A 21,194-nucleotide genomic window follows, 5' to 3' on the forward strand; every position below is an offset into this window, starting at 1 on the left:
CCGACATAATTTTTGACTGGTTTCGACTTTTAAAACATCCTCTCATATTCTCAAAAATGGATAAAGTCGAGCCTAGAAGTAACTTATTAAATCTGTTTGCTACTATATTGTTTCAACAGTTAAATTTCTTCTTCAGCCAAAAGTTGTACTTTTAGCTCAGACATATTATTTCTTTAGGTGTAATTGGGGTATTGCAACGATTCATGAAAAATTACGCTATAGTGAGAAAATGAGTGTCAATTAACCTTGAACAAATAAAATTGCACAAAAAATATGAATGGCCAACAAGAAGAGGTTAAGATTAAAAACTTGGATCACTTGGGAATAGTAGCCGGAATAATTGATGATATAGCGTTTCCCGGTCTGGTGAGGTACATCTTTGAACCTAAAAGCTTTAACTAGCAAAGTCTGGATGTACCTCACTAGCATAGGAAACGCTATATAGGAATTGTCGAAAAGCTCAATAATATCCCTCTTTCAAGAAACACATTCGGTGGGGAGAGAAATAGGAATAAGTTCCAAACCAAGAGCCTGAGCTTTTTGTCGGAGGTTTTTGAGAATCAGTTCCTGGTATTTTTGCTCATAATAGTCCATACCAGGATCAGAATATTCTCCCTTCTTTGTCCAGAGTCGGTAGAACAAACGAGCCAATTTGTGTGCAGTAGCAGTTATTGCTTTGGGTGCCCCCAAGCGAGAACGTAAGCGGCGATAAAATGCACCCAAAGCAGAACGACTGTGAGTCAGGGAAAAAGCCGCCATGCGAAAAGCGTTGGCAGCGCGATTGACAACAGTACGAGTTTGAGAGCTTTTAACCTTACCGCCAGTGACCTTTTGACCAGGACATAAACCCAACCAAGATGTGAAGTGCTTAACTGTAGGAAAGCGTTTTGGGTTTAATCCCACCTCAGATAAAATGGTCTGAACAGTTAAAGCATCAAGACCATCAATGAGTATAAAATCTAACTCCTGCCATCCGATAGAGATACTTATGTAAATCAAAATTTGGGTGATTTGCAGTCGGTTTTTTCCGGCGTTTTCTTCCCTTTATTGGCGGTTCATCTAAAGTCTTAGGTTCAAAAGATGCTAAACATTTTTCGATTTGTGCGTCAACAGCAGTAATCTGTTGTTGGTAAACCTCATACAAGGTCAATTCTTGCTGGAGAACAAATAAATGTTCACGGCGGTAATCACCAGTTAAAGATGCAGCAATATCTGCTGTGCTACTTTTGATGTGTGGGTCTTTGAGGGATGCTAAAACTTGTGGGTCTTGTTCGCCAGCAACGATTGCTTTGATAATCTTCATTCCAGTCAAACCAGTCACATCGCTGATGACTTTGTGGAGATGTAAATTCATCTGGATGAGTGCTTTTTGCATCCGTTGTACATGGGCACTAGCACTTTTGATTAAAGTGTCTCGTTGACGGATATAACTGCGTAGAACACAAACTTGGTCTTCCGGACGAAAAGAACTAGACAGTAATCCATAGGTGTGTAACTTTTGTAACCACTGGCAGTCTAACACATCTGTTTTGCGCCCAGGGACTGTTTTCACGTGATGAGCATTAACTAATTTGACCTCAAAACCCTTGGCTTCTAAAATCTGAAACACTGGAATCCAATAAACTCCTGTGGCTTCCATTGCCACTGTATCTACGCGGCATTCCATTAACCAATCGGCCATTGCAATTAAATCAGGAGTAAAACATCCGAATCGGCGAACATTTTTATCTGCCCTATCAGTGGGGACACAAACCCAATGTTCTCCACTACCAAGGTCTATTCCTGCTGCGTTCTGGTTAATTTCTTCTAAAGTGGATGATACTTTTTCTACAGGGACAGGCTGGTTATTCCCTTGAACGAGTGGCAATTTCATGGCTGCAACTCTCATATGGTTATTATGGATATGTCCTGACCTGGGGATGTACTCATAGATAATCTTTCAAACGGGATAGGAAACTTTGTCCTTCACCAATGTCATAGCCATAAAGCCCCAGAACCATTCTCCTAATCAGGCTCAACACACTATTGTGGGTTCGGTTTTAACTGTCAGGATAATTCTAATGTACCCGTTCATTAGTCGCCTCAAAATAGTTTCTTTCATTCATAGCGGGTGGCAGTGCCGCCTGTGCAGTTGCTTCTAAGAAACCAGATTTTCTGAGGGCTGAGGAATAAGCACAAAACCTAATTGCTGCGCTCTTTTTTGGAGATTATTAACTGTGCGTTCACGATAGCGTCCCCTTTTGGACTCGCTTCACATAAATTGTGCCACCATTCCAGTCTATTTGCTCCCATCGTAAAGATGCTGCCTCTGCCACTCGCAATCCATGACGGTAGATCAACAAAATTAGGGTCGAGTCTCGATGAGCGTGGCGACACTTAGATTTTTTGATAGCTGACCGCATCGCCTCAACTTTTTCCGGTAACAAATGCTCCCTAGTCCTGACCTCGGAATATTTGCGAGAGTTAGGTGATTGACGTTTGACGTTTAAGTTTTTCTGTTTTACCAACTTTCGGTAGTCGAACAAGTTGTTTGCTCATGACCTGGCAATTTGTTTCATCACAGTAATTCGCATTGTGATGTGAAACTAACTGTTGCTGTTTTTGATACAGCGTTTCCGGCTATTATGAGGTACAGTAGCAGCAACTAGCAAACCAGTTTCTTAATTGTTGAGGATTTATTAAGTCGAGTGCAACTGAGATTAGTTTATCAACCATTTCCGTTGTAGTTGGAGCGAAACGGCGTAGAAAAGATTTAAGTTGTGACCACCATAATTCAATTGGATTAAAATCGGGAGAGTATGAGGATAAACAAATAACTTTCGCGCCTACAGCTTCAATCATTAGCACAATTGAATCTAGTTTATGTGCGGATAAATTATCCATGACTACTACTGCTCCTGACCATAAATTTGGCACTAAAAACTTCTCAACAAATAATTCAAATGCCCTGCCATCCATTGAATTATTCATTGTCATTAATGCAACTACTTTGTTAATACTAATTGCTCCAATTACTGTAACTTTTGAACCTCTATAGAAGGGGTTAAGAGAGTAAGCTCTTGTTCCCATTTGTGAACGGGCATGAGTCCTCGTTAACCCAAGTAGAACGCCAGTTTCGTCCAAAAATACTAAATTTTCTGGCTCTATATGTTTGACCTTTTCCCAATAATCTAATCTTAAATTTAAGACTCTAAGAGTCCCGGCTTGGGTACTCCGCTTTGTTTTTTTTTACGATTTAATCCTAATTTCTGTAAGGCCCGACACATTGCACTTCGACCCACCCAATTACCAGTCTTGTCTGCCAAGAATTCACATAACTCTATCAATGTTGCATCTGGATGTGCTTCAACTAATTCCCTTAACTCTACTTCCGCATTTGTTAAATGACTAAATTGTGGTTTCCCTCGCGGCTTTGGTTGTAAATTTCCTTCAAGTTTTTGTTGCTTTACAAGCTTTTGCACTAAACTCTTTGAGACGGAAAATATGTTAGCTACTTTCCTGATTGAGATGTTTTTTTGAAGATGTGCTGCAACTATTTTTTCTCGAAACTCGACAGAGTATGACTTCATTTAAAGGTATTTATATTTTAATTTAGTGTACCTCATAACAGACGCAAGTGCTGTATAGAGCTATTTGTTGATTAACTCACAAGCACGGTCACTAAATACTGTTCCACCTGGTTGGGTAATCCCGTACTGCTTACCGTGGATGATGAAATGGTGGAGGTGAATATCCTCCCAGCCTATTGCCAACTGGAGTGTGTAATGCAAGTCTTCTATTGTGCTGTCGCTTTTGACTTTTATGCGCCGCCAAATCATGGGGCTGATACCAAGCAGCACTATCTTTAGTTGGTAAATGAGTGGTTCAGAGGAATCGGACATTCAAGCATCTTACTGTGTTATGTACCCCATCTCCCCGAAGATTTTTCGCTCTCCATTACTTGAGACTATGCACTCATAGATTCAGAAGCTAGCAAACCCGACATCTCCAATACTCGCTGTGACCAAGTAGACGCAACAGATGCAATATCTGTAATTTCCATTGATTTGTCCGAAACATTGATCCAGTTTTGTAATAAGTCTTGGAGTTGATTTAATTCAACATTATTAATTTCACTTTTTTGTTGTATTAAAGACACGTACAACAAACTTTCTGACAACAATATTGGAACTAATTCACGAATTGCACTCTTTTGTGACCAGGCGTTAAGGCGTGCCAAACTAGCTGCCAATTCTCCTAATTGTTGTGCGTGGGGTTGATGTAAAAAACTCGCTTCAATTGCACTCCAGTTAGGCATTACAATCCTCCTAGCAATTGCTTGGTAATTTGGCTAACTTGTTCTCGAATTTGATTAGACTGTATTATCATACTACGGTTATTCTGGCTTGGGCGAATGTTGATGATTGACTCAAACACGATTTCCTGAGTGAAAACAGACCAATCCACACCCCAAATATCTCGTTGTCTGCTACCGTCTTTAAGTAACTCTTGTTCACATTCGTAATGGCGAACGCCACCACCTGCAAGAATTTTGCGTTCGATGTCTACTGCTATTTTAATGAATACATCCCAAGTTTTCACCATTTCGTCTATTTCTTCACGACTAGCAGGCTCACGGATTATTAAAATCAATTGAATTTAGTCCCAAGTAGCAATCAACAAGATCATTCCATAGATTAGTGAATCACGCCAAACAATTGAACATAACCTAAGTCAGTAATTTTATCTGTGGTGTTGTGGCAAGACATGGAGAATACACTCGTAAATATGACTTGAACCATAACTTGGGCTAAAATGTGAACCATAAAATGAGCCATAAGTAACGGCAAAATAAGCCTTACGGGAAAAAGTGAAATAAAACTTTGCATCAAATAATGAGCCAGAGTTGATTTTCTGCACCATAATATGAACATGAGTTGAAAAAACCCTAAAGGACAAAACCCCAAGCAAACAGCCAGCTTTTAGCAGCACAAAAATCAACTTTTGTCCCAAAATATGATTCAAAATCACCAATATCTGCTTCATCCCCCCGTAATCAGTAATATAGACTTGTGTAGTGAAACTCCAAAACTGTCTCTAGATATAGGGTTCTGGGGGGAGTCAAGAAAAAATGAAGCCCAAACACACACCTATCATCTTCTAGTTCCATGAACTCCTCTGAATTTGACCAATGGTGTTCCCAACAGCAACTAACGGCATCTTGCCTAGACCTAATTGCCACAATCAGGTCAGCCCCACCCTCACGCCGTGTACAAGGACGCGCCAAAAACGTCAGCGGAGTTTACCCCAGCCGGAAAATGGGTCAAACCATCTCCTTTGAAAGCCACACCGTAGAACTGTGGGCAATCTACCAAATGGAACACGACCCAGAGGTATTAGAGTTTTACGACCAGCCACCCTCCTTCCTCATCCAGTACCAAAACAAAACAGGACGCAAAATAGGTCACTACCATACCCCAGACTTCTTCGTGTTGAGAACTGATGGTGCAGCCTGGGAAGAATGGAAAACTGAAACCGAACTCAAACGACTAGCCGAAAAATACCCCGGACGCTACCAAAAAACTGCCGACGGTAAATGGCACAGCCCACCGGGAACAGCCCATGCCTCTTCCTATGGACTCAAATACTACATCCGCACCGATAGCGAACTGCATCCCATCTTCACCCAAAACCTCATCTTCCTAGAAGACTACCTTCCATTCAACATCAACATCCCCCACACCATCACAGAACAAATACTCACCGCAGTCCAAGCCAACCCCGGAATCACCATAACCGCCACACTGGCCTCAAGCCCCGGAATCAGAGCCAACGACATCTACGCCATGATAGCCACAGAGCAACTCTACGTAGACCTGTATGCAGCGCCCCTAGTAGAACACTGGCGAGTACAGCTATATCTAGACCAACAAACCCATCAAGCCTACACACATCTAGCCATAACTTCACAGCATCATCAACCAATACCCCTACCCACAGCACTCCTACCAAACACAGTCCTGCTATGGGACTCCAAGCCCTGGACATTAGTAAACAAAGGCGAAACCACCACCACACTCCTACCAGAAATTGGACAACCCATCCAACTACCAACAGCATATTTCCTGCAACTATTGGAAAGCGGCAACATCAAAATTCAAAACTCTGAAAAACAAGCATCCATCAATAATGCAGTGCAGGCACTCATGGATGCAGCCTCTCCAGCCGACCTCAGCCAAGCAAATCACCGATTTCATCTAGTACAAGCCTATATTCAGCACCACGCAGATATCTACAAAGATATTCCTGCCAGTACCTTGAAAAGATGGGTAAAACAGTTTCGAGAAGCCGAAACCAAGTATGGTTGCGGTTACGTTGGTTTACTACCACGTACAAAGCGGCGAGGAAATCGTCAAACCAAAGCACCAAACCAATCAAGGGAACTACTCGATAAATTTATTACCGAGCACTTTGAGACACCAAGGCAAGCACCAGCAGCTTCGGTATATAGGTTATACGTCAAAGCTTGCAACGAATTAAATATACAACCCCTGAGTTCTCGTACCTTTTATCACCGCATCAAACAGCGACCAATCCACGAACAAACCAAAAAACGTCAGGGAGCAAAAGCCGCATACCCAACAGAACCAACAATCTTAGAACTAGCCAAAACCACACCCCGACACGGAGACAGACCCTTTGCCATCGCCCACATTGACCACACCCAACTCGACATCGAACTACGCTCACAAGCCACAGGACGGAACTTAGGACGACCTTGGCTGACATTACTCATTGATGCCTATTCCCGTCGTATCCTCGCCCTTTATCTCACCTTTGACCCACCCAGTTACAGGTCTTGTATGATGGCACTACGTTCTTGTATCCAGCGATTTGGTCGTTTTCCCCAAGCCGTAGTCGTAGACGGAGGCAAAGAATTTCATAGCCTCTACTTTGACACCCTACTAGCACGCTACCACTGCATCAAAAAAACCAGACCTGGAGGCAAACCGCGTTTTGGTTCAGTCATAAAACGATTATTCGGCACAACAAATACCGAGTTTGTATACAACCTCTTAGGTAACACCCAAGCAAGTAAACAGCCACGACAGCTGACTCCATCCGTTGACCCCAAACAACAAGCTGTGTGGACATTGGCAGATTTGTATACCTACCTCATCGAGTGGGCCTACACCATTTACGACGCAAGCGAGCACGATTCCCTGGGGGCAACACCATTACAAGTTTATACCGACGGGTTGCTGATAGCGGGGGAACGAGAACACCGGCACATCGCCTACAACGAAGACTTCCTCATGTCCACACGCCCCAGTACAACCAAAGGAACGGCTTTAGTCCAGCCGGGACAAGGAATTAAAGTCAATTATCTTTATTACTGGAACGATGCTTTTCGCAATCCATCTGTTGAAAAAACCAAAGTTCCCGTGCGTTATGACCCCTTTGATATGGGTCACGGAAACGACACAAAATACACCCAGTTCTGTTACGGAGACAGCAGAAGTGCAAATCCAGCCCAAGAAGAGGCAAACTCGCTCTAAGAAGGAATCTGCCGTAGTCTCGGAGGAAATGCCACAAGATAAACAAAGTTCTGAGGCTTTTGTAATGTCTTTCACAACTGAGCCTGACAATGTTGAAGCAGTTCCCAAGAAAAATGGGCGTAGGAGTGTCGGACAACGCAAGCCACAACGAGATAAGGTTGGGGAGTAGGGACAAAATTTACAATCTTTTGCTCAATAGAGTGATGAATTGATTCAGAGCTTTTTGGGTTGTTTTGTATCCAGGGGCTTGTTTACCTAATTTTAGTTCCTGTAATACTTGGTCACGTAAAGCTTCAAGTTCTACCATGTTCAGCAGTGTCGGTGTATGCTCTTCAGCGATGTCAGGTTGTTGATCTTGATTTTCCTCTCCCCGTGTAATATACGGAAAAGTGTCGTCTTCTTTCCATGTATTACTTGGTAGATTGTCGCTTTTTACTATTTCTTCTAAATAATCTGCTCTTGTTAATCAATAGCATTCAGCAGCAATGCCCAATGCTTTCCAGGTGTCATCTGTTAGTCTCAAAGAGCGTACTTGACGGTAATCATCATTTTTCAGGGCAAATTTCCCTTGAATATCCCGTTTCAACATAACCCTTTCCAAGTAATACACCGTTAGGTTAACAGTTTTTCCGTGTATTACATGGAAGTTAGGTTTTTACTTTGACTGCTTTTTTGAAGCATAAAATGGACATCTGCTTTGTGAAGCATAATGTGAGCTAAAAGCCCATTTTTTCATTCAAGTCACAGTAAACTACTCCCACCTGCCTAACGGCTGAGGTGGGAGCTTTCAGAAGCCCTAAAAATATGCCGATACATTGTTTTGTTTTTTTCATAACCCAAAACAATCTCAGTTAGCATTTTTAAGCATCCACGAATGTGATTGACTATTGAATTAGGAATCTCAGAAAGTTTTGGAAAATATCCTAATCGCTGAAATGCTTTTAATAACACTATTAAGTTAAATATATTGCTTTGCCCCTTGGTAGCGCTATAGGCGAGAGCTTTGTTGGTGTTTGTTGTATACGTACCTTGGGAGCAATAGTTGCTTTGTCTCGATATTGTTTCAGCAATTTTTCCACAAAACTCAGAGCTACTTGAAATCGTTTTGCGATCTGACGCTGAGATATTTTGCCTTCAAAGTAGGAATCGATGATCTTCTGACGTAAGTCGAGTGAGTATGCCTTCATTTCTATTGGATAAAATGTACAACCTATTTATCAACTGTACCTCACTAGACCGGGAACCGCTATACGCTTGATTGACTAGAATTCAAATTGCAAGCCAAATTTAAGAAATCTCGATTCATATATAGCATCAAAGAGAAGATTCTCTTCTGAAGAAAAATGGTTTTTCCAATCTCCTATAATACCCTTACGCATATGTTTAGGAATACCTTCTCGCTGAGGAACCCAATCTAGATTAGCTTTCGGATTAATTGCCATTGCAGAAAATTTACTTGCCGCAATCACAGTATCTAGTAAATCAGACGTTAAGGGGATATCTATAAAATTAGCAACATTTGTAACTACTTGAGCTAAGTTTTTTGTCATGTCTTCATATTTAACAAACATGATATTATCTGAGTCCTGACTTACTTTCCACCAGTCCAATACATGATCAAATATTGAGCCATAACCGACCTTGCCCTCAATATATAGCTTAATAAATTCACTCCAATTACCCTCGTATCCCATTTTGCTGCGGGCATGATAATAATAGGAGACAGCATTGTCCTTTGGATTGCGAGCAACATAAATATATTTGGCTTTGGTTTTGCCAAACATTGGCATTAAAGACATAGGTAAATGACTGTGAAAGTAACGGCGATCTCCACTATCTCTGATGAGTCTATCTAAACCTCCATAACAAGTTGCTGCACCTTCTAGCCAAGGAACCGCTTCACTCAATATCTTGTCACCTTGCTCTCCATTGTTAGCAAGTAGGTGAACAATTTGCTCCATCCATGTTGTACCAGATTTAGGATAGGCTACTATAAAGGTATCCCAATCGCGAACTATAAAGCTATTAAGTGCACCAATTTCCCTCTGGGTAATGAAGATAGGAAATGAAATTAATCCCTCTGGATTCTTACCGTCCTTAACCAGTACCTGTTTGTATTCTGCCATTAGTAATCCTATTTATTAAAGAATGCCGCCTCTTGGGCTTTTGAAATTCGTTCAAATTTATCGGATTGAGTTTTGCTGGATTGTCAAAGTCAATCACAAGCTATAGGTAAAGCTCCCCCATGTTTTACCCAGTTAGCGCAGGCAGTACCTAATTTTTTAGCAATCATATCATCATAGTGCTTGATCTGTTGCTGCGTTAATAAATTTTGCCAGCGTCCATTGGTGCCTTTGTAAATGAATTGGTGCTTTTGAAATATTCGAGGTTCAAATTTTTCGGAATTCTCTCGCATATACTCTAGAGAAGATTTATGTAAGATCATCTCCTGGCACTCGGCATCGACTTTGATATCTAAAAACTTGGCTATTTTTTCAACCCAATTAGGTTTATTTTGAATCAAATCAGCATAGTGGACTAGTAGGACATTCGGAAGATTTCTGACCTGCCACCAACTGTTAATAAACTCAAAAAAATCCCAGTAAGGCTTTCCTGTTTCTAGCCATCCCTCCCAAAACTCTGCAAAATTAGATGAGATGTTATAAAGTTTAAGGGGAGACGTAAGGTAGATTTCTGGAATAATCGCATGAAGGTGATTCAAAAGAGACACTGCAACATCTCTGCCGTCTCTTACCAGACAAATGTATCTCCATTCGGGATAATAGGGTAGAGCATCAAAAGGCAGGTGGCTCTTTAAAAATCTTCGATTTTGCAACTTTTCTATAAGCTCAATCTTCTCGTCTAGCGGTGCGCCCGTATACTCTAACCACGGACTTAAGTCATGGAGATACTCAAAGTTATCGTGACCGTTAACCAAGAGATTAACGATTTGTTGAGTTAAAGTAGTCCCAGACTTGGAATAAGAAGCAATGACAATATCGTCCGGACGATGTGTAATGCAATCCCAAATACTCGAATCGCGAAAGTCATCTTTGACTGTAACTCTTTTGATAGTAAACACCGATTGGTAGACCTCAAAGAAAGTGAACGATATTGCCATCCATAACCTGACTTTTCACGGTAAGTCTTCAAGCCCCGAAAAAGCGTGGCTTTTTCCACAAGCTAATTATCAATAACTCTGAGTTAATGAGAATAGTAACGGAGGAATAGGGCTTGATAAACTCTCAAAATAACCTTTTCCACATCCCGTGAAAAGTCAGATCCATAACCACTAGTAGAAGCTCGCGTTACTTTAATTCGCTTTCTAATTCTTTAGCGATCGTACTTTTGCCAGATCCACTGAGTCGGGTCAGCCAGATTATAAAACCTTTATTTTTCCTTTTCATCGTTTCTATTTTTATCTTATTTTGCCCTCAGACTGAAATTGGACGGATGTCCAAGTTTATGTACGCAATCCAGTTAATGTGAGTCCCAACTGGGCAGATTTGCTCACGTAAAGACCGATTAATCTCCTTACTTTTCACTGGATGTGGAAAACCTCTCTCTAAACCTCTCTCCAAACCTCTCTCCTACAAGGAAAGAGGCTTTGATTTTTCCCTTTTCTCTTGTAGGGAAGGGGGTTAGGTTTTTTGTGGACTTTTCCACATGAGGTGAAAAGTCAGATTACTCTCAACTAAGTTTATGCGAGTTATGCGAGAAATTTAGTGAAATAAAAATTTAACGAGAAACCCGCGAATCTGCTTTTGGGGGTGTCCCTACTTCATTAATTTCTATACCTAGCTCAGTTTTTCGCAATGCAATTAAATCGGATGTTACCCAATCCATAATGATATGAATTCGAGCTTCGTCTGATAAGTTTTGCACCCCATGTTGGCGTTGATTATTAATTTCCCAAAGCTCTCCATTTTTCAAGTTTTTAGATTCTCCCCCAACTTGAAAAATAATCGCATCATTAGTTTTAACTGGCAGATGAATCCGATGTGCATAGGGCAAGGAAGAGCCGGTATCATAATGAAGTGGAATCTCCGACTGTGGGTTCATACGAACAATAATCATTCTGATAAAATAGCCTGTTCGATCGCCGTAATACTCTTCCATAAAAGATCTCAGGCTTTTAAATTCGTCATCAATGGTGTCAATCGTAGAATGACGAGTTGGATTAATGTGGCGAAAATCGCTATCAAAAAGTATCGGAATCGTTTGAGTACAACTATGCTCCTTACCTCGTCTTTCTTTCCAGGACATTTTATGCCATTCTGTTTCATCAAACGACGATATTTTTTGTTGTAAACCTGTTACATTAAATTGTCCCAATAACTTAAAGCTTCCATCAAATTTCATAATCTTTACCTTTCAAGTTTGCTACTTGGATTGTTCTACCAAAAAGTCTTTCAAAAATACCATCAGTAATCCGTTTTTTTGCAACTACTTTGAGAAAAAACCTAAAGCCAAGGTATCTCTTCTGGAGCGTAGCGAAAGGCTCGGAAAACCGAATTATATTCCCCGCGCATCAGTGTTGTCTCTGCGCTAAGAGTTCGCCTCCCAAAATAAGGATTGACATACTCCCAAACCACTTCCCCCGCTGCCGTTACTTCAAATAGGCGGCCAAAACTTCCCTCTGCAATCAAAGTGTTCCCATTGGGAAGCCGCTGCGCTCCTGACAAGTAAGGACTATAAAAACTTTGCGCTGGATCGTCTTTGTACTCCCAAACAATCTCTTTTGTTTGCCGATCTATTTCAATGACTCGGGAATAATTTACTGCCTCGTTCTGGCGGTGCTGTCCGTTGTCGAAAATTAATAAATTCCCGTTCGGCAATTCGTTGGGAACGTGCGGCTGTGCGAGTACATTATGCCCTAGCTTCCAGACGATCTTCCCAGTTTGCCTGTCAATAATGACAACGGTAGAAATGTTACGGAAACACGCGACAATATTGCCGTCAGAAAGTTCGCCCACTGTATTGCCGTGAGTCCATTCCTGTCGGTGTTCTTGCAATAATATAATATCTGTTTCCGTGTCGAGGTGTTCCCAGGCGTGCCAAGTCCAAATAATTTCGCCCGCTGGATTTAGTTCGTAGAGTACATCAGCATACATATCGCCGTCTATTTCCGTTCCCGGAACGCCGCCTTTAACCTGGGGAACGAGCCAGCGCGGTATCTTTTCAATACATAGCACCATCGTATTGCCATTCCGCAGACGCCGCGCGTCGTGGTGGTGATCCGGATGGTAGTATTCCCAGACAATTTTTCCGCTAGGTTCGGCTTCCAGCACTACACCGCCTTGAAAAAGCGACCACAAGGGAAACCGACTGGGACTTTCTGGAATTTGACCGTTATAAAGGAGGTTCCCATTGGGCAGGAGATAACCGTACTGTGCAGGCGAATAGGGCAGTTTCCACTGATGGACTACTTCTCCTTCCATGTCGATTAAATAAACTGTGCTTTGCCCGACAAGCGGTGCAAAAAGCGTATATCCGCGAAAAGCTTTTTCCGGATTGTAAGCCCTCAAGCCCGTGCCCCGGCGGCGAATGGTATTTTGGTCAACGGCAGTTTGTGTTGTTTTAGTCATGGTAATTTTTTAGCAAAAACCAGGTTGTATCTGGTTGAAATCAAGCGGCGCGATCGCTCTTTTTCATCAATTTTTAATCAATAGATATCTTGCAAAAGTCATCGGTTGACCTCCCTGGTGTCCCCCGAATATCGGGGGCAAGCAAGAGAAATCTGGCTTTTTTCCGGCTTCCTCCTCGTGGACGGGGAGGGTTGGGGAGGAGTATAAATTATCTTTGCAAGGGTTCCCCCATTTTTGACCCAGTTGGTGCAGTCCGGCTCTATTTTTCGAGCGAGTAGATTGTCATAGCGCTTGATCTGCCGAGCGCTTAACAAATTTTGCCACCGCCCATTGGTGCCTTTGTAAATAAATCTGTGCTTTTCAAAATCTTGATGCTCAAATTTTTCAGCATTTTGCCTCATGTATTCCATCGAGGTCTTGTACAAGATCATATCTTTCTGATGGCTGTCAAGCTTTATCTTGAGAAAGCGAGCAAGTTTTTCAAGTTGAGTGGGCTTATCATTAATCAGGTCGTTATAGTGAATTAGCAGGACATTGGGAAAATGCCTGACCAGCAGCCAACTGTTGATAAATTCAAAAAAATTCCAATAAGGCTTTCCAGTTTCTATCCATTCATCCCAAAACTCCCCAAAATCCGATGAGGGTTTGTACAAATTAACGGGAGAGGTAAGCCGCGCTTCTGGAGTCAGAGCGTGAACGTGATTGAACAAAGACATTCCTACATCTCTGCCGTCTCTAACCAAACAAATATATTTCCATGTAGGATGATAGGGCAAAGCCTCAAAAGGCAGGTGAGTTTTGAAAAATCTTCGATCCGGCAATTTTGAGATTTGCTCAATTTTTTTATCCAGCGGATCGCCCGTATGCTCTACCCAGGGGCTTAAGTCGTGCAGATGATCGAAGTCGTCGTGACCGTTAATTAACAGATTAACGATTTGTTGGGTTAAAGTCGTCCCCGATTTGTAACAAGAAGCGATCGCAATATCTGTTTTACGATGAACAAATGAGTTCCAAATACTGGAATCGCGTAAATAGTCTCTTACGATTAGCCTGGGGTAAATAGTTTCTGAGTTCAAGCTAGACTTATTGGCTTGAGCAATTGAAAAACATTGATTCATTACTTTTAGTTTTCCATATTGACAAAAATGTGCTTTTCCGGATTTTTTGCTTCTGCCTTACCCCAGCCAAGATCACCAAAATCTAACAAGAACCTTAATCCTGGATCATTATGCTCCTGACAGCGGTTCCTGCTGTTATGAAGTACAGTCTCTCCGCCTCGACACTCCCTCCTTTTCGACCCTTTCAGCACTAAACACGTACCTCACGATAGCGGGAACTGCTGTATTGCAGGTCGAAGCGTTTCTTGTTGCTGGCTCCTATGCTTATTGGCAATGTAATCTCTTGACTCCAGAAAAGCGGTGATTCTGGTAACGCTTTCTTGGATCGTCTCTTCTGAGGTGTAGCAAATAATGTCAGGGGTGAGGGGAGCTTCATAAGGAGCGTCAATTCCCGTAAAGGATTTGAGTTGCCCAGCCCGTGCCATCGCATAGAGTCCTTTTACATCACGGGCTTCGCAAACTTCAAGCGGAGCATTGATATACACTTCTATAAAGTTTGTGATTGTCCTCTTTAACTCATCTCTCACGTCCCTATAGGGACTAATCATAGAAACAATTACCGGAACTTCATTTCTGCTGAGGAGATTGGCCACAAAACCCACGCGACGGACATTGGTGTCGCGGTCTTCTCTGTTAAAGCTCAATCCTTTTGAAAGGTTCATTCTGACAATATCGCCATCCAAAACCTCTACCAGAAGAGCGCGTTCCTTTAATTCGCTTTCTAATCTTTTAGCGATCGTACTTTTGCCAGATCCACTGAGTCCGGTCAGCCAGATTATGAAACCTTGATTTTTCCTTTTCATAGTTTCTATGACTAGTAGTTCGTCAACTGAACATACATTAAGAGCGATATGCTCAAATTCAAGTTTTGCCCTCAGACCCTAAATCAGCGGAATGTGGTTGCTAGGTCAGCCACAAATTGATCGACATCATCAGCAGTTACGTGCGGCATTAAATAAATAGGAAATATCTCCTCCGGACAATCGGAAGCGCTACGAGACAACCAATCAGGATAAATGCGATGTCTTCCTAGCATCTCTCGCGCTTTCGAGGCACTGCTTGCTTTGTCGAGCAAACGCAAGGTCACCAGATTAACTGGTGCAGGTGGCAACAACTCTACTTCAGGAAGATTTTCCAAGGCGTGGCGTAGGCGCTCTGCTGTTGTCATACAGTGCGATACCATCGCCTGAAACCCCTCGTAACCCATCACCTGAACAACCGCCCAGCAAGCTGCTGCCATTGCTCCCGATCGCGACCCGACTACAGTGGTATCAATTCCAGTCATGCTGTAGGCGACGGATCGCTGCACATGGGCAAGCAGATTCTTCCGGCACAGGAATGTTCCTGCTCCGTAAGGTACCAAGCCCATTTTGTGCCAGTTCAGGCACAAACTTGCAACTTCCGGCCACTCGCTCCAGTCCATAGAGTACTGACTGTTTGTACCAGAATTTTCCTGAATAAAAGGAAGTACCAAGCCTCCAAACGCCGCGTCGACGTGGAAATGGCTTTTGATTCCGTAGCGATCTTCGGCTAATCGCAGCAAGGCACACATATCTTTAATCGGATCGACCGAGCCAGTAATCGTGGTTCCTACGGTAGCGATTACCAATACATGCCGTACTCCTAAAACGCTAAGTTCTCGAAGTCGTTGCTCGAAAGCATACAGGTCAATAGCAAAGTTATCATCCACATCCACTAGCTGTAGACCACTTCCATCAGGAGCCGACACGAATTCGTGCGAATGGCCGCACTTGGGACACTGACGCCAATAACCCTCACCCAGTCCCAACAGATTGCAAACCTTCCGAACTGAGTAGTGAGCAGTGCGTGCAGCAATGACCGCTATCGGCACAGAGGGACGTAAACCGCTCTCGTCGGAGACATCGCCTAACAAAAGGTTGCGACCTATCCAAAGACCAGCCAAATTGCCTTCCGTACCGCCGTTGGTTACATATCCATCCAGCTCTGTTTTGGGTAGGTTATACAGATCGGCCAACATACCAATCAGTTCTCTTTCCAGTTGCCGCGTGGTATCCCAAGCACTGGTGCGCCCCTTGGCTAAAGGATTGGTAGTCTCTCGCGTATGAATGCCACTATTATTAGGATTAACAGTGCTTATAGCGTTTCTCAGTCTAGTGAGGTACAGTAGCAAGAATGGGTAAACCAATTATGAATCTCATTTAATGAGACTTGACTAAAAGCAGTTTCAATTGCTTTTGCTAAGTCCGGATAACTTCTAGCTCCAATAGAACGTAGTATATTTTTAATTTTTGACCAACAATTCTCAATTGGCGAAAAATCAGGAGAATATGGTGGTAAATAAATCAATTTAGCTCCAGCAGCTTCGATTAATTTCTCAATCTCTCCACTTTTATGAATTGAACAATTATCCATAATTACATAAGCACCTTTCCACAGGTTTGGAACTAATTTTTGAGAAATATAAGCCTCAAATGTCAGTCCATCAGTTGCTCCTAAAATACTATATTGACTAATCACTCCTTGAAGAGCGATCGCACCAATGATGGAGACATTTTTGCAACGTTTTTGAGGTCGTGAGCCATGCGCTCTTTTACCTTTTTTAGAACGAGCGGAGTGTCTTATTAAAGATAGATTAGCTCCTGCTTCGTCAATAAATATCAGGTTTTCCGCCGATATTCCCTGAAGTTGAAGCCAGAATTGTACTCTTAATAATTGAACTCTTTCTGTTTCTTTTTCTGAGGCGTGCAATGTTTTTTTTTAGACTTATTTCTATCCTCTGTAACATCCGGTCTACCGTAGAGATACCAATTGTTATTCCTGTTTTTTCTTTGAGTGCTGAGCGAATTTCTGATAAAGTAGCATCATTCTGAGCTTCAAGTATTTCTTCGAGAATGTTAAGTTGTTCTTTATTTAGCTTTGGAGGAGTTTGTTTCGTCCTAACTTTAGGAGCAATACTTGTTGTTTCTCTATATTGCTTTAGTAATTTCTGAATAAAACTTAAACTGACACAAAATCTTTTTGCTAATTGACGTTGTGATATTCCATCTTCCAAGTATGTATCAAATATTTTTTGGCGAAAATCTAGGGAATATGGTTTCATTTTAAACCTTTAGTAGATGCACAGCTTTAATCTTAATCAGTGTACTTCATTAGACTGGGAAACGCTATAACTGAGACCAAATGTCTATAGCTAGCTGATGCGGATAGATGTCTGGTTTTCCAGGTAATGTTCCAGCAAAATACTGCTTGATATAGTCTTGAATTAACTTAATTTCGCTTCTGATTGTTGCCTCGTCTCTGCCGCTCGAAGGAAATTTTAGACTCATCTAGCAACTCCTGCTAAAACTAAAAGAGCAATTAATTCTGATATTCAAATCTAAGATATTCAGCTATATAGCAATCCTATTTGAATGATAAACTCATGGGACTCTTGTCCTAAAGCTGTAAGGGTCGGGTATATCGATGAAGAATTTCAGTATGTACCTTGTTTGTAAGTAATTTAGGATTGCTATAGCACTACAATTGTTTTATTTTGATGTGTTTGGGCGAAACATCATGAAAGTTTCCATGTTGTTTATCTTCAACTGTGCCGTTGTGTGATAACCAAAGCGTTCGTAGAACGACACAATTCTCGGATTTCCTGTATCGAGGTATACCCCCGTTGATAGCGGATGCGCTTCTGAACGCGCATGAAGGGCTTCAAGGAGAGTACGAGCATATCCCTTCCCTTGAAAATCTGGATGTACACCCAATGGAGTTAAGTAGTAATGAGGCTCCGAAGGATGGTATCGTTCCAAAATTATTAAATTTCTCCAGATGCGCCAAGCTACAAGAGGACTGATGCCGAAAATTACTTGTAGTAAGCACCGAATCTGTTCCCAAACAGGGAAGTAACTCCCTGGTTCTTGGAACACTGCCACGCTGATCACTTGAGCATCCTTTATTACACCCAACATCGGCTGGTTAGCTGCTACTTGCATGGCGATGCGGGCTCGAAATAGTAGGTGCAGACGGCGACGAAGTTCTTTACCTTTAGCTTGGCAAATTTGGCTAAGAACGGCGCTGTTCTCAAAGGCGAGTGCAAGCAATTGTGCAATTTTATCGACTTGTGCTGCATCAGGTTTAATAATATCAACTTGTGTAGAAGACATCCCTTGTTTTTTCACGCTTTTAGTTTATTTTGGCAGTGGGCTGGACAATATTCTCTAAAGTTCAGATACTTTTACATCTTAAATAGCAATCCTAAATGAGTTACAAACGAGGTACATATTGATGCAATGGAAGGAATATCAAATTTTAAGTCCGAATGCTTCGTCAACATTCATATTAGTGATTCCATTAGAGTAGTATGCACACAGCAAGGAACGCTCTAGATTATTCTGCTCCCATTGACAAGCGGTTAAAACAAGAAGGCTTTAATGCAGATACCTCCAGGACAGAAGGACAAGGGCTGAATTCCTGTAAGCACACTTTCATCAAAAACTTCACTATCTATTATTCAGTTCTTTAGCTCAACGAGAAATAGATAAAGTTAGTATGTTTGTGTAAAGTTATATTGCCATTAAGCGCAAACCCACAATTAGCTGCTTTTGTCAATATACTAAATTGGTGAATTAATTCCCCAACTAGTACCGCCGTCAATCCAAAATTCAAAATTCAAAAAGAATACATCCTAAGTGTTTCGTTGATTTTGGATGGATGGTTTATTTACGCCGTGCTGTACTAGATATAATCCGTCAGAGTTTAAGGTAAAGCGCATTTTGTTAATTCAGTTAAAATACGCAAAACTTTACTTATGATACGAATCCCCAAAAAAATCAAAAAAACTGTATTCCAAAATACGGTTTTTGAATTCAAACAAGCTGATTGAAGTCACTACCCTAGAGCGATACCTTCTGTACGAGACGCTGCGCGTAGCTTGCTTCCCGTTCGCCCTTGGCGTCCCGTAGGGAAGGGTACGCTAACGCAGAAGTTTTCGGTCTACTGAATATAGGAAAAGTAGGAGAAGCAGAAAAAGTAGGAAAAATTACAGTTTGTACTTTGGAAGTTTTTATTAATATAAATAGGTGGGCAAGAAAAAACTAATCTATGTAAAGATAATTAAATACGAAGAATATATCTACTTACAGCACATTTCATCTAAGTGAGGTACAGCAGGGCAGGCATCTTGCCTACCCTACAAGAGTTTTATTATTTATATCCGTACCTTATTTAACTGCAATCTGCTGTATGTGAGGAATGATATGGGCGCTCGAAAATATTGCTCCCAAATGAAGCCAATTGAGTTGGACTGGCAACACCTCAAGAAAGATGAACTATGTGAGCAAATATTTGATGATGAACTCAACAAGTGCTTATGCCGTAATTGATGGCGGTGAACTACTCTGCCGTAAGACGGACAGAGCTTCCCAATTCATCGGGAATAGCCTCAAGGACTCCGTAGTTCTATTGGTCTAACATTCCCTCCAAGGGCAGGAGTCCTGGTTCCCAAGACCCAAATCTTTTTACTTGCGACACTTACCTATCAGCTTGGTTTTCGCTTACGGCATTGGTGGTCAAGGCATGAATATCTTACCAGAAAACCTGGGGATTCGTCATCCATCTGATATTTGTTTTTGCTGTGCAAAAACAAATATCAGATGCAATCCTCATCCCCCGCTCACAATCCCCACCTTATGAGTACATTGAAGGTGGGGACTTCCGCGTTCCATTAAAGCTAGGGGAGAAAGGGGAAACTACAGTGCGTAGTGTGTTAAAGTTTACTTTACTCAGTAGAGTTAACTTCTCGCCACATATTTTGAAATTTTCCTGCCCAGTTACTTAACGCTCTTCCGTCACTCTGGGGTAAAACCTTAATTTTTCGTTGGCTGAAACGGCGAAAATTCGTTAATTTTTCCAAGACTGATGGAAGAGCGTTAAATATTGGCAACGAGTGAGAATGAAGTATCAGTAGAGATAAAAAAGGTATGAATACAGATCTCACAACCAAGCTTGCTCAAAAACAATCGTTAAGCCGAGCAATGCCTCGTTAACACAGATGAACATCATTAATGCCAGTGACATTGTTAAGCATTATGCCGACCAAGAACGAAATTTTCAAAATCTTGACCTTAGTCGAGTTGACCTGAAGGGTACTAACCTAAAGTCCAGTGATTTTAGTCATGCCAACCTCAATAGTGCTGATTTGAGTTATGCAAACTTAAGCGGCACAAGTCTGATTTGGACAGATTTGAATCGAGCCAACTTAAGACAGGCAAACTTAACTCAAGCTTGTCTGCTCCGCAGCAGCCTTTTTTGGGCGGATTTACAGGAAGCCACATTAGTTAACGCCAACCTGAGTAATGCTCTCTTAAATCATGTAAATCTAACTTCTGCCTGTTTAAAGGGTGCTGATTTGAGTGAAGCGTCTTTAGAAAGCGCTTGTTTGGTTCAAGCAGTTCTTAGTCGAGCCAATTTATTCAAAGTTAGCTTGAAAGAGGCGGATTGTACGGGAGCCAACTTCGATGAAGCCAATCTGCGTCAGACAAATTGGGAAGGTGCCATCTTAAGCCAAGCCTCGTTGCAGCGAGTTGACTTGGAAAAGAGCCAGCTTAATGAGACAATTCTCAGGAGAGCTGATTTGACCGAGGCTGATTTGGTTGAGGCTGATTTGAGATATGCCGATTTGACAGAAGCAATTTTATGCCGAGTTGCCCTAGAGTTAGCTAACTTAGTCGGCGCTGACTTAAGCCGTGCAACTCTAAAACGAGCCTCTCTATTTCGAGCCGATCTAGAGGGAGCAGTTTTACAAGATACCAATCTGGTTGAGACCGATCTCAGATACGCTAACTTTAAAGATACTCAGCTAATGGGTTCTGATTTTTCTGATTCCCGTGTCAAAGGAGCCTGCTTTACAGACGCTCAAGGGTTAACTTGTCAACAAAAGCAGTGGCTTAGAGTTAATAAAGCTTTGAATATCCCAGCCTAGC

Annotated in this window: 22 protein-coding genes and 2 pseudogenes; 3 read left to right on the plus strand and 21 right to left on the minus strand. The window is 41.8% G+C overall.

Going from position 1 to position 21,194, the window contains the following annotated elements; genetic code table 11:
* Nucleotides 1-477 precede the first annotated feature (477 nt).
* The 7 genes and pseudogenes from CYLST_RS30815 to CYLST_RS30840 form a co-directional block, all read right to left on the minus strand.
* Nucleotides 478-1,873: pseudogene (locus CYLST_RS30815) on the minus strand (IS110 family RNA-guided transposase).
* Nucleotides 1,874-2,222: 349 nt separating this feature from the next.
* A complete protein-coding gene (locus CYLST_RS33900; protein ID WP_245587551.1) occupies nucleotides 2,223-2,525 on the minus strand; it encodes a tyrosine-type recombinase/integrase in 303 nt (100 codons plus the stop codon).
* A 97-nt stretch (nucleotides 2,526-2,622) separates the two neighbouring features.
* Nucleotides 2,623-3,123 carry a transposase gene (locus tag CYLST_RS30820; protein WP_085960646.1) on the minus strand — a complete coding sequence of 167 codons (501 nt, stop codon included), beginning with the start codon at nucleotides 3,121-3,123 and terminating at the stop codon, nucleotides 2,623-2,625.
* 59 nt (nucleotides 3,124-3,182) lie between these two features.
* On the minus strand, nucleotides 3,183-3,569 hold the full coding sequence (locus CYLST_RS30825; RefSeq protein ID WP_041234091.1) for a helix-turn-helix domain-containing protein: 387 nt from the start codon (nucleotides 3,567-3,569) through the stop codon (nucleotides 3,183-3,185).
* 60 nt (nucleotides 3,570-3,629) lie between these two features.
* The gene (locus tag CYLST_RS30830; RefSeq protein WP_015328449.1) at nucleotides 3,630-3,881 is read right to left on the minus strand and encodes a plasmid pRiA4b ORF-3 family protein; all 252 of its coding nucleotides are present in this window, start codon (nucleotides 3,879-3,881) and stop codon (nucleotides 3,630-3,632) included.
* A 65-nt stretch (nucleotides 3,882-3,946) separates the two neighbouring features.
* On the minus strand, nucleotides 3,947-4,297 hold the full coding sequence (locus tag CYLST_RS30835; RefSeq protein WP_015328450.1) for a hypothetical protein: 351 nt from the start codon (nucleotides 4,295-4,297) through the stop codon (nucleotides 3,947-3,949).
* Nucleotides 4,297-4,632 carry a DUF5674 family protein gene (locus CYLST_RS30840; RefSeq protein WP_015328451.1) on the minus strand — a complete coding sequence of 112 codons (336 nt, stop codon included), beginning with the start codon at nucleotides 4,630-4,632 and terminating at the stop codon, nucleotides 4,297-4,299. Before CYLST_RS30840 ends, CYLST_RS30835 begins: the two co-directional genes overlap by 1 nt.
* Nucleotides 4,633-5,147: 515 nt before the next feature.
* Between CYLST_RS30840 and CYLST_RS30850 the strand changes: the two genes are divergently transcribed.
* Nucleotides 5,148-7,538 carry a TnsA endonuclease N-terminal domain-containing protein gene (locus CYLST_RS30850; protein ID WP_015328453.1) on the plus strand — a complete coding sequence of 797 codons (2,391 nt, stop codon included), beginning with the start codon at nucleotides 5,148-5,150 and terminating at the stop codon, nucleotides 7,536-7,538.
* Between the two features lie 28 nt (nucleotides 7,539-7,566).
* A complete protein-coding gene (locus CYLST_RS35635) occupies nucleotides 7,567-7,707 on the plus strand; it encodes a hypothetical protein (protein ID WP_216595265.1) in 141 nt (46 codons plus the stop codon).
* Between the two features lie 9 nt (nucleotides 7,708-7,716).
* On the opposite strand, the pseudogene CYLST_RS36900 reads toward CYLST_RS35635, so the two are convergent.
* The 14 genes and pseudogenes from CYLST_RS36900 to CYLST_RS30910 all read right to left on the minus strand — a co-directional run bounded on the left by CYLST_RS36900 (nucleotide 7,717) and on the right by CYLST_RS30910 (nucleotide 18,377).
* A pseudogene (locus CYLST_RS36900) lies at nucleotides 7,717-8,127 on the minus strand (hypothetical protein).
* Between the two features lie 176 nt (nucleotides 8,128-8,303).
* Nucleotides 8,304-8,489, minus strand: a complete 186-nt coding sequence (locus CYLST_RS36905; protein ID WP_041234113.1) for a DUF4158 domain-containing protein — start codon at nucleotides 8,487-8,489, stop codon at nucleotides 8,304-8,306.
* A gap of 2 nt (nucleotides 8,490-8,491) precedes the next feature.
* Complete coding sequence (locus CYLST_RS35385) at nucleotides 8,492-8,725, minus strand: helix-turn-helix domain-containing protein (protein WP_245587557.1); 234 nt, start codon at nucleotides 8,723-8,725, stop codon at nucleotides 8,492-8,494.
* 75 nt (nucleotides 8,726-8,800) lie between these two features.
* Complete coding sequence (locus CYLST_RS30865; RefSeq protein ID WP_015328454.1) at nucleotides 8,801-9,664, minus strand: sulfotransferase domain-containing protein; 864 nt, start codon at nucleotides 9,662-9,664, stop codon at nucleotides 8,801-8,803.
* A gap of 89 nt (nucleotides 9,665-9,753) precedes the next feature.
* Nucleotides 9,754-10,659 (minus strand): sulfotransferase domain-containing protein, encoded by a 906-nt coding sequence (locus CYLST_RS30870; RefSeq protein ID WP_051056213.1) that lies wholly within the window; start codon nucleotides 10,657-10,659, stop codon nucleotides 9,754-9,756.
* A 187-nt stretch (nucleotides 10,660-10,846) separates the two neighbouring features.
* On the minus strand, nucleotides 10,847-10,945 hold the full coding sequence (locus CYLST_RS33925; protein WP_085960833.1) for an adenylyl-sulfate kinase: 99 nt from the start codon (nucleotides 10,943-10,945) through the stop codon (nucleotides 10,847-10,849).
* Nucleotides 10,946-11,276: 331 nt separating this feature from the next.
* Entirely contained in the window at nucleotides 11,277-11,900 is a 624-nt protein-coding gene (locus CYLST_RS30875; RefSeq protein WP_015328456.1) for an aspartyl/asparaginyl beta-hydroxylase domain-containing protein, read from the minus strand.
* A gap of 101 nt (nucleotides 11,901-12,001) precedes the next feature.
* Nucleotides 12,002-13,126: an aryl-sulfate sulfotransferase gene (locus tag CYLST_RS30880; protein ID WP_015328457.1), complete on the minus strand. Its 1,125-nt coding sequence runs from the start codon at nucleotides 13,124-13,126 to the stop codon at nucleotides 12,002-12,004.
* A 98-nt stretch (nucleotides 13,127-13,224) separates the two neighbouring features.
* Nucleotides 13,225-14,244, minus strand: a complete 1,020-nt coding sequence (locus tag CYLST_RS30885) for a sulfotransferase domain-containing protein (RefSeq protein ID WP_015328458.1) — start codon at nucleotides 14,242-14,244, stop codon at nucleotides 13,225-13,227.
* 203 nt (nucleotides 14,245-14,447) lie between these two features.
* Complete coding sequence (gene cysC, locus CYLST_RS30890) at nucleotides 14,448-15,047, minus strand: adenylyl-sulfate kinase (RefSeq protein WP_015328459.1); 600 nt, start codon at nucleotides 15,045-15,047, stop codon at nucleotides 14,448-14,450.
* An 83-nt stretch (nucleotides 15,048-15,130) separates the two neighbouring features.
* The gene (locus CYLST_RS30895) at nucleotides 15,131-16,411 is read right to left on the minus strand and encodes a pyridoxal phosphate-dependent decarboxylase family protein (RefSeq protein ID WP_015328460.1); all 1,281 of its coding nucleotides are present in this window, start codon (nucleotides 16,409-16,411) and stop codon (nucleotides 15,131-15,133) included.
* Nucleotides 16,372-17,326, minus strand: a protein-coding gene (locus tag CYLST_RS33930) for an IS630 family transposase (protein ID WP_245587558.1) whose coding sequence is annotated in 2 segments (ribosomal slippage) — nucleotides 16,372-16,984 and nucleotides 16,983-17,326 — 957 coding nt in all. Because the reading frame shifts where the segments join, the coding sequence is not laid out codon by codon here. Before CYLST_RS33930 ends, CYLST_RS30895 begins: the two co-directional genes overlap by 40 nt.
* 64 nt (nucleotides 17,327-17,390) lie before the next feature.
* On the minus strand, nucleotides 17,391-17,552 hold the full coding sequence (locus CYLST_RS34995; protein WP_015328463.1) for a hypothetical protein: 162 nt from the start codon (nucleotides 17,550-17,552) through the stop codon (nucleotides 17,391-17,393).
* A 201-nt stretch (nucleotides 17,553-17,753) separates the two neighbouring features.
* Nucleotides 17,754-18,377: a GNAT family N-acetyltransferase gene (locus tag CYLST_RS30910; protein ID WP_015328464.1), complete on the minus strand. Its 624-nt coding sequence runs from the start codon at nucleotides 18,375-18,377 to the stop codon at nucleotides 17,754-17,756.
* A 1,886-nt stretch (nucleotides 18,378-20,263) separates the two neighbouring features.
* Here CYLST_RS30910 and CYLST_RS30915 point away from each other — a divergent pair.
* Entirely contained in the window at nucleotides 20,264-21,193 is a 930-nt protein-coding gene (locus CYLST_RS30915) for a pentapeptide repeat-containing protein (protein ID WP_015328465.1), read from the plus strand.
* Nucleotide 21,194: the final 1 nt, after the last annotated feature.

The sequence above is a fragment of the Cylindrospermum stagnale PCC 7417 genome, assembly GCF_000317535.1.
Taxonomy (GTDB): domain Bacteria; phylum Cyanobacteriota; class Cyanobacteriia; order Cyanobacteriales; family Nostocaceae; genus Cylindrospermum; species Cylindrospermum stagnale.

Excerpts from the sequence above, each read along its gene's own strand:
- CYLST_RS30825 (WP_041234091.1), bottom strand. The coding sequence starts at position 3,569 with ATGAAGTCATACTCTGTCGAGTTTCGAGAAAAAATAGTTGCAGCACAT.
- CYLST_RS30830 (WP_015328449.1), bottom strand. The coding sequence starts at position 3,881 with ATGTCCGATTCCTCTGAACCACTCATTTACCAACTAAAGATAGTGCTG.
- CYLST_RS30835 (WP_015328450.1), bottom strand. The coding sequence starts at position 4,297 with ATGCCTAACTGGAGTGCAATTGAAGCGAGTTTTTTACATCAACCCCAC.
- CYLST_RS30850 (WP_015328453.1), top strand. The coding sequence starts at position 5,148 with ATGAACTCCTCTGAATTTGACCAATGGTGTTCCCAACAGCAACTAACG.
- CYLST_RS35635 (WP_216595265.1), top strand. The coding sequence starts at position 7,567 with ATGCCACAAGATAAACAAAGTTCTGAGGCTTTTGTAATGTCTTTCACA.
- CYLST_RS35385 (WP_245587557.1), bottom strand. The coding sequence starts at position 8,725 with ATGAAGGCATACTCACTCGACTTACGTCAGAAGATCATCGATTCCTAC.
- CYLST_RS30865 (WP_015328454.1), bottom strand. The coding sequence starts at position 9,664 with ATGGCAGAATACAAACAGGTACTGGTTAAGGACGGTAAGAATCCAGAG.
- CYLST_RS30870 (WP_051056213.1), bottom strand. The coding sequence starts at position 10,659 with ATGGCAATATCGTTCACTTTCTTTGAGGTCTACCAATCGGTGTTTACT.
- CYLST_RS33925 (WP_085960833.1), bottom strand. The coding sequence starts at position 10,945 with ATGAAAAGGAAAAATAAAGGTTTTATAATCTGGCTGACCCGACTCAGT.
- CYLST_RS30875 (WP_015328456.1), bottom strand. The coding sequence starts at position 11,900 with ATGAAATTTGATGGAAGCTTTAAGTTATTGGGACAATTTAATGTAACA.
- CYLST_RS30880 (WP_015328457.1), bottom strand. The coding sequence starts at position 13,126 with ATGACTAAAACAACACAAACTGCCGTTGACCAAAATACCATTCGCCGC.
- CYLST_RS30885 (WP_015328458.1), bottom strand. The coding sequence starts at position 14,244 with ATGAATCAATGTTTTTCAATTGCTCAAGCCAATAAGTCTAGCTTGAAC.
- cysC (WP_015328459.1), bottom strand. The coding sequence starts at position 15,047 with ATGAAAAGGAAAAATCAAGGTTTCATAATCTGGCTGACCGGACTCAGT.
- CYLST_RS34995 (WP_015328463.1), bottom strand. The coding sequence starts at position 17,552 with ATGAGTCTAAAATTTCCTTCGAGCGGCAGAGACGAGGCAACAATCAGA.
- CYLST_RS30910 (WP_015328464.1), bottom strand. The coding sequence starts at position 18,377 with ATGTCTTCTACACAAGTTGATATTATTAAACCTGATGCAGCACAAGTC.
- CYLST_RS30915 (WP_015328465.1), top strand. The coding sequence starts at position 20,264 with ATGAACATCATTAATGCCAGTGACATTGTTAAGCATTATGCCGACCAA.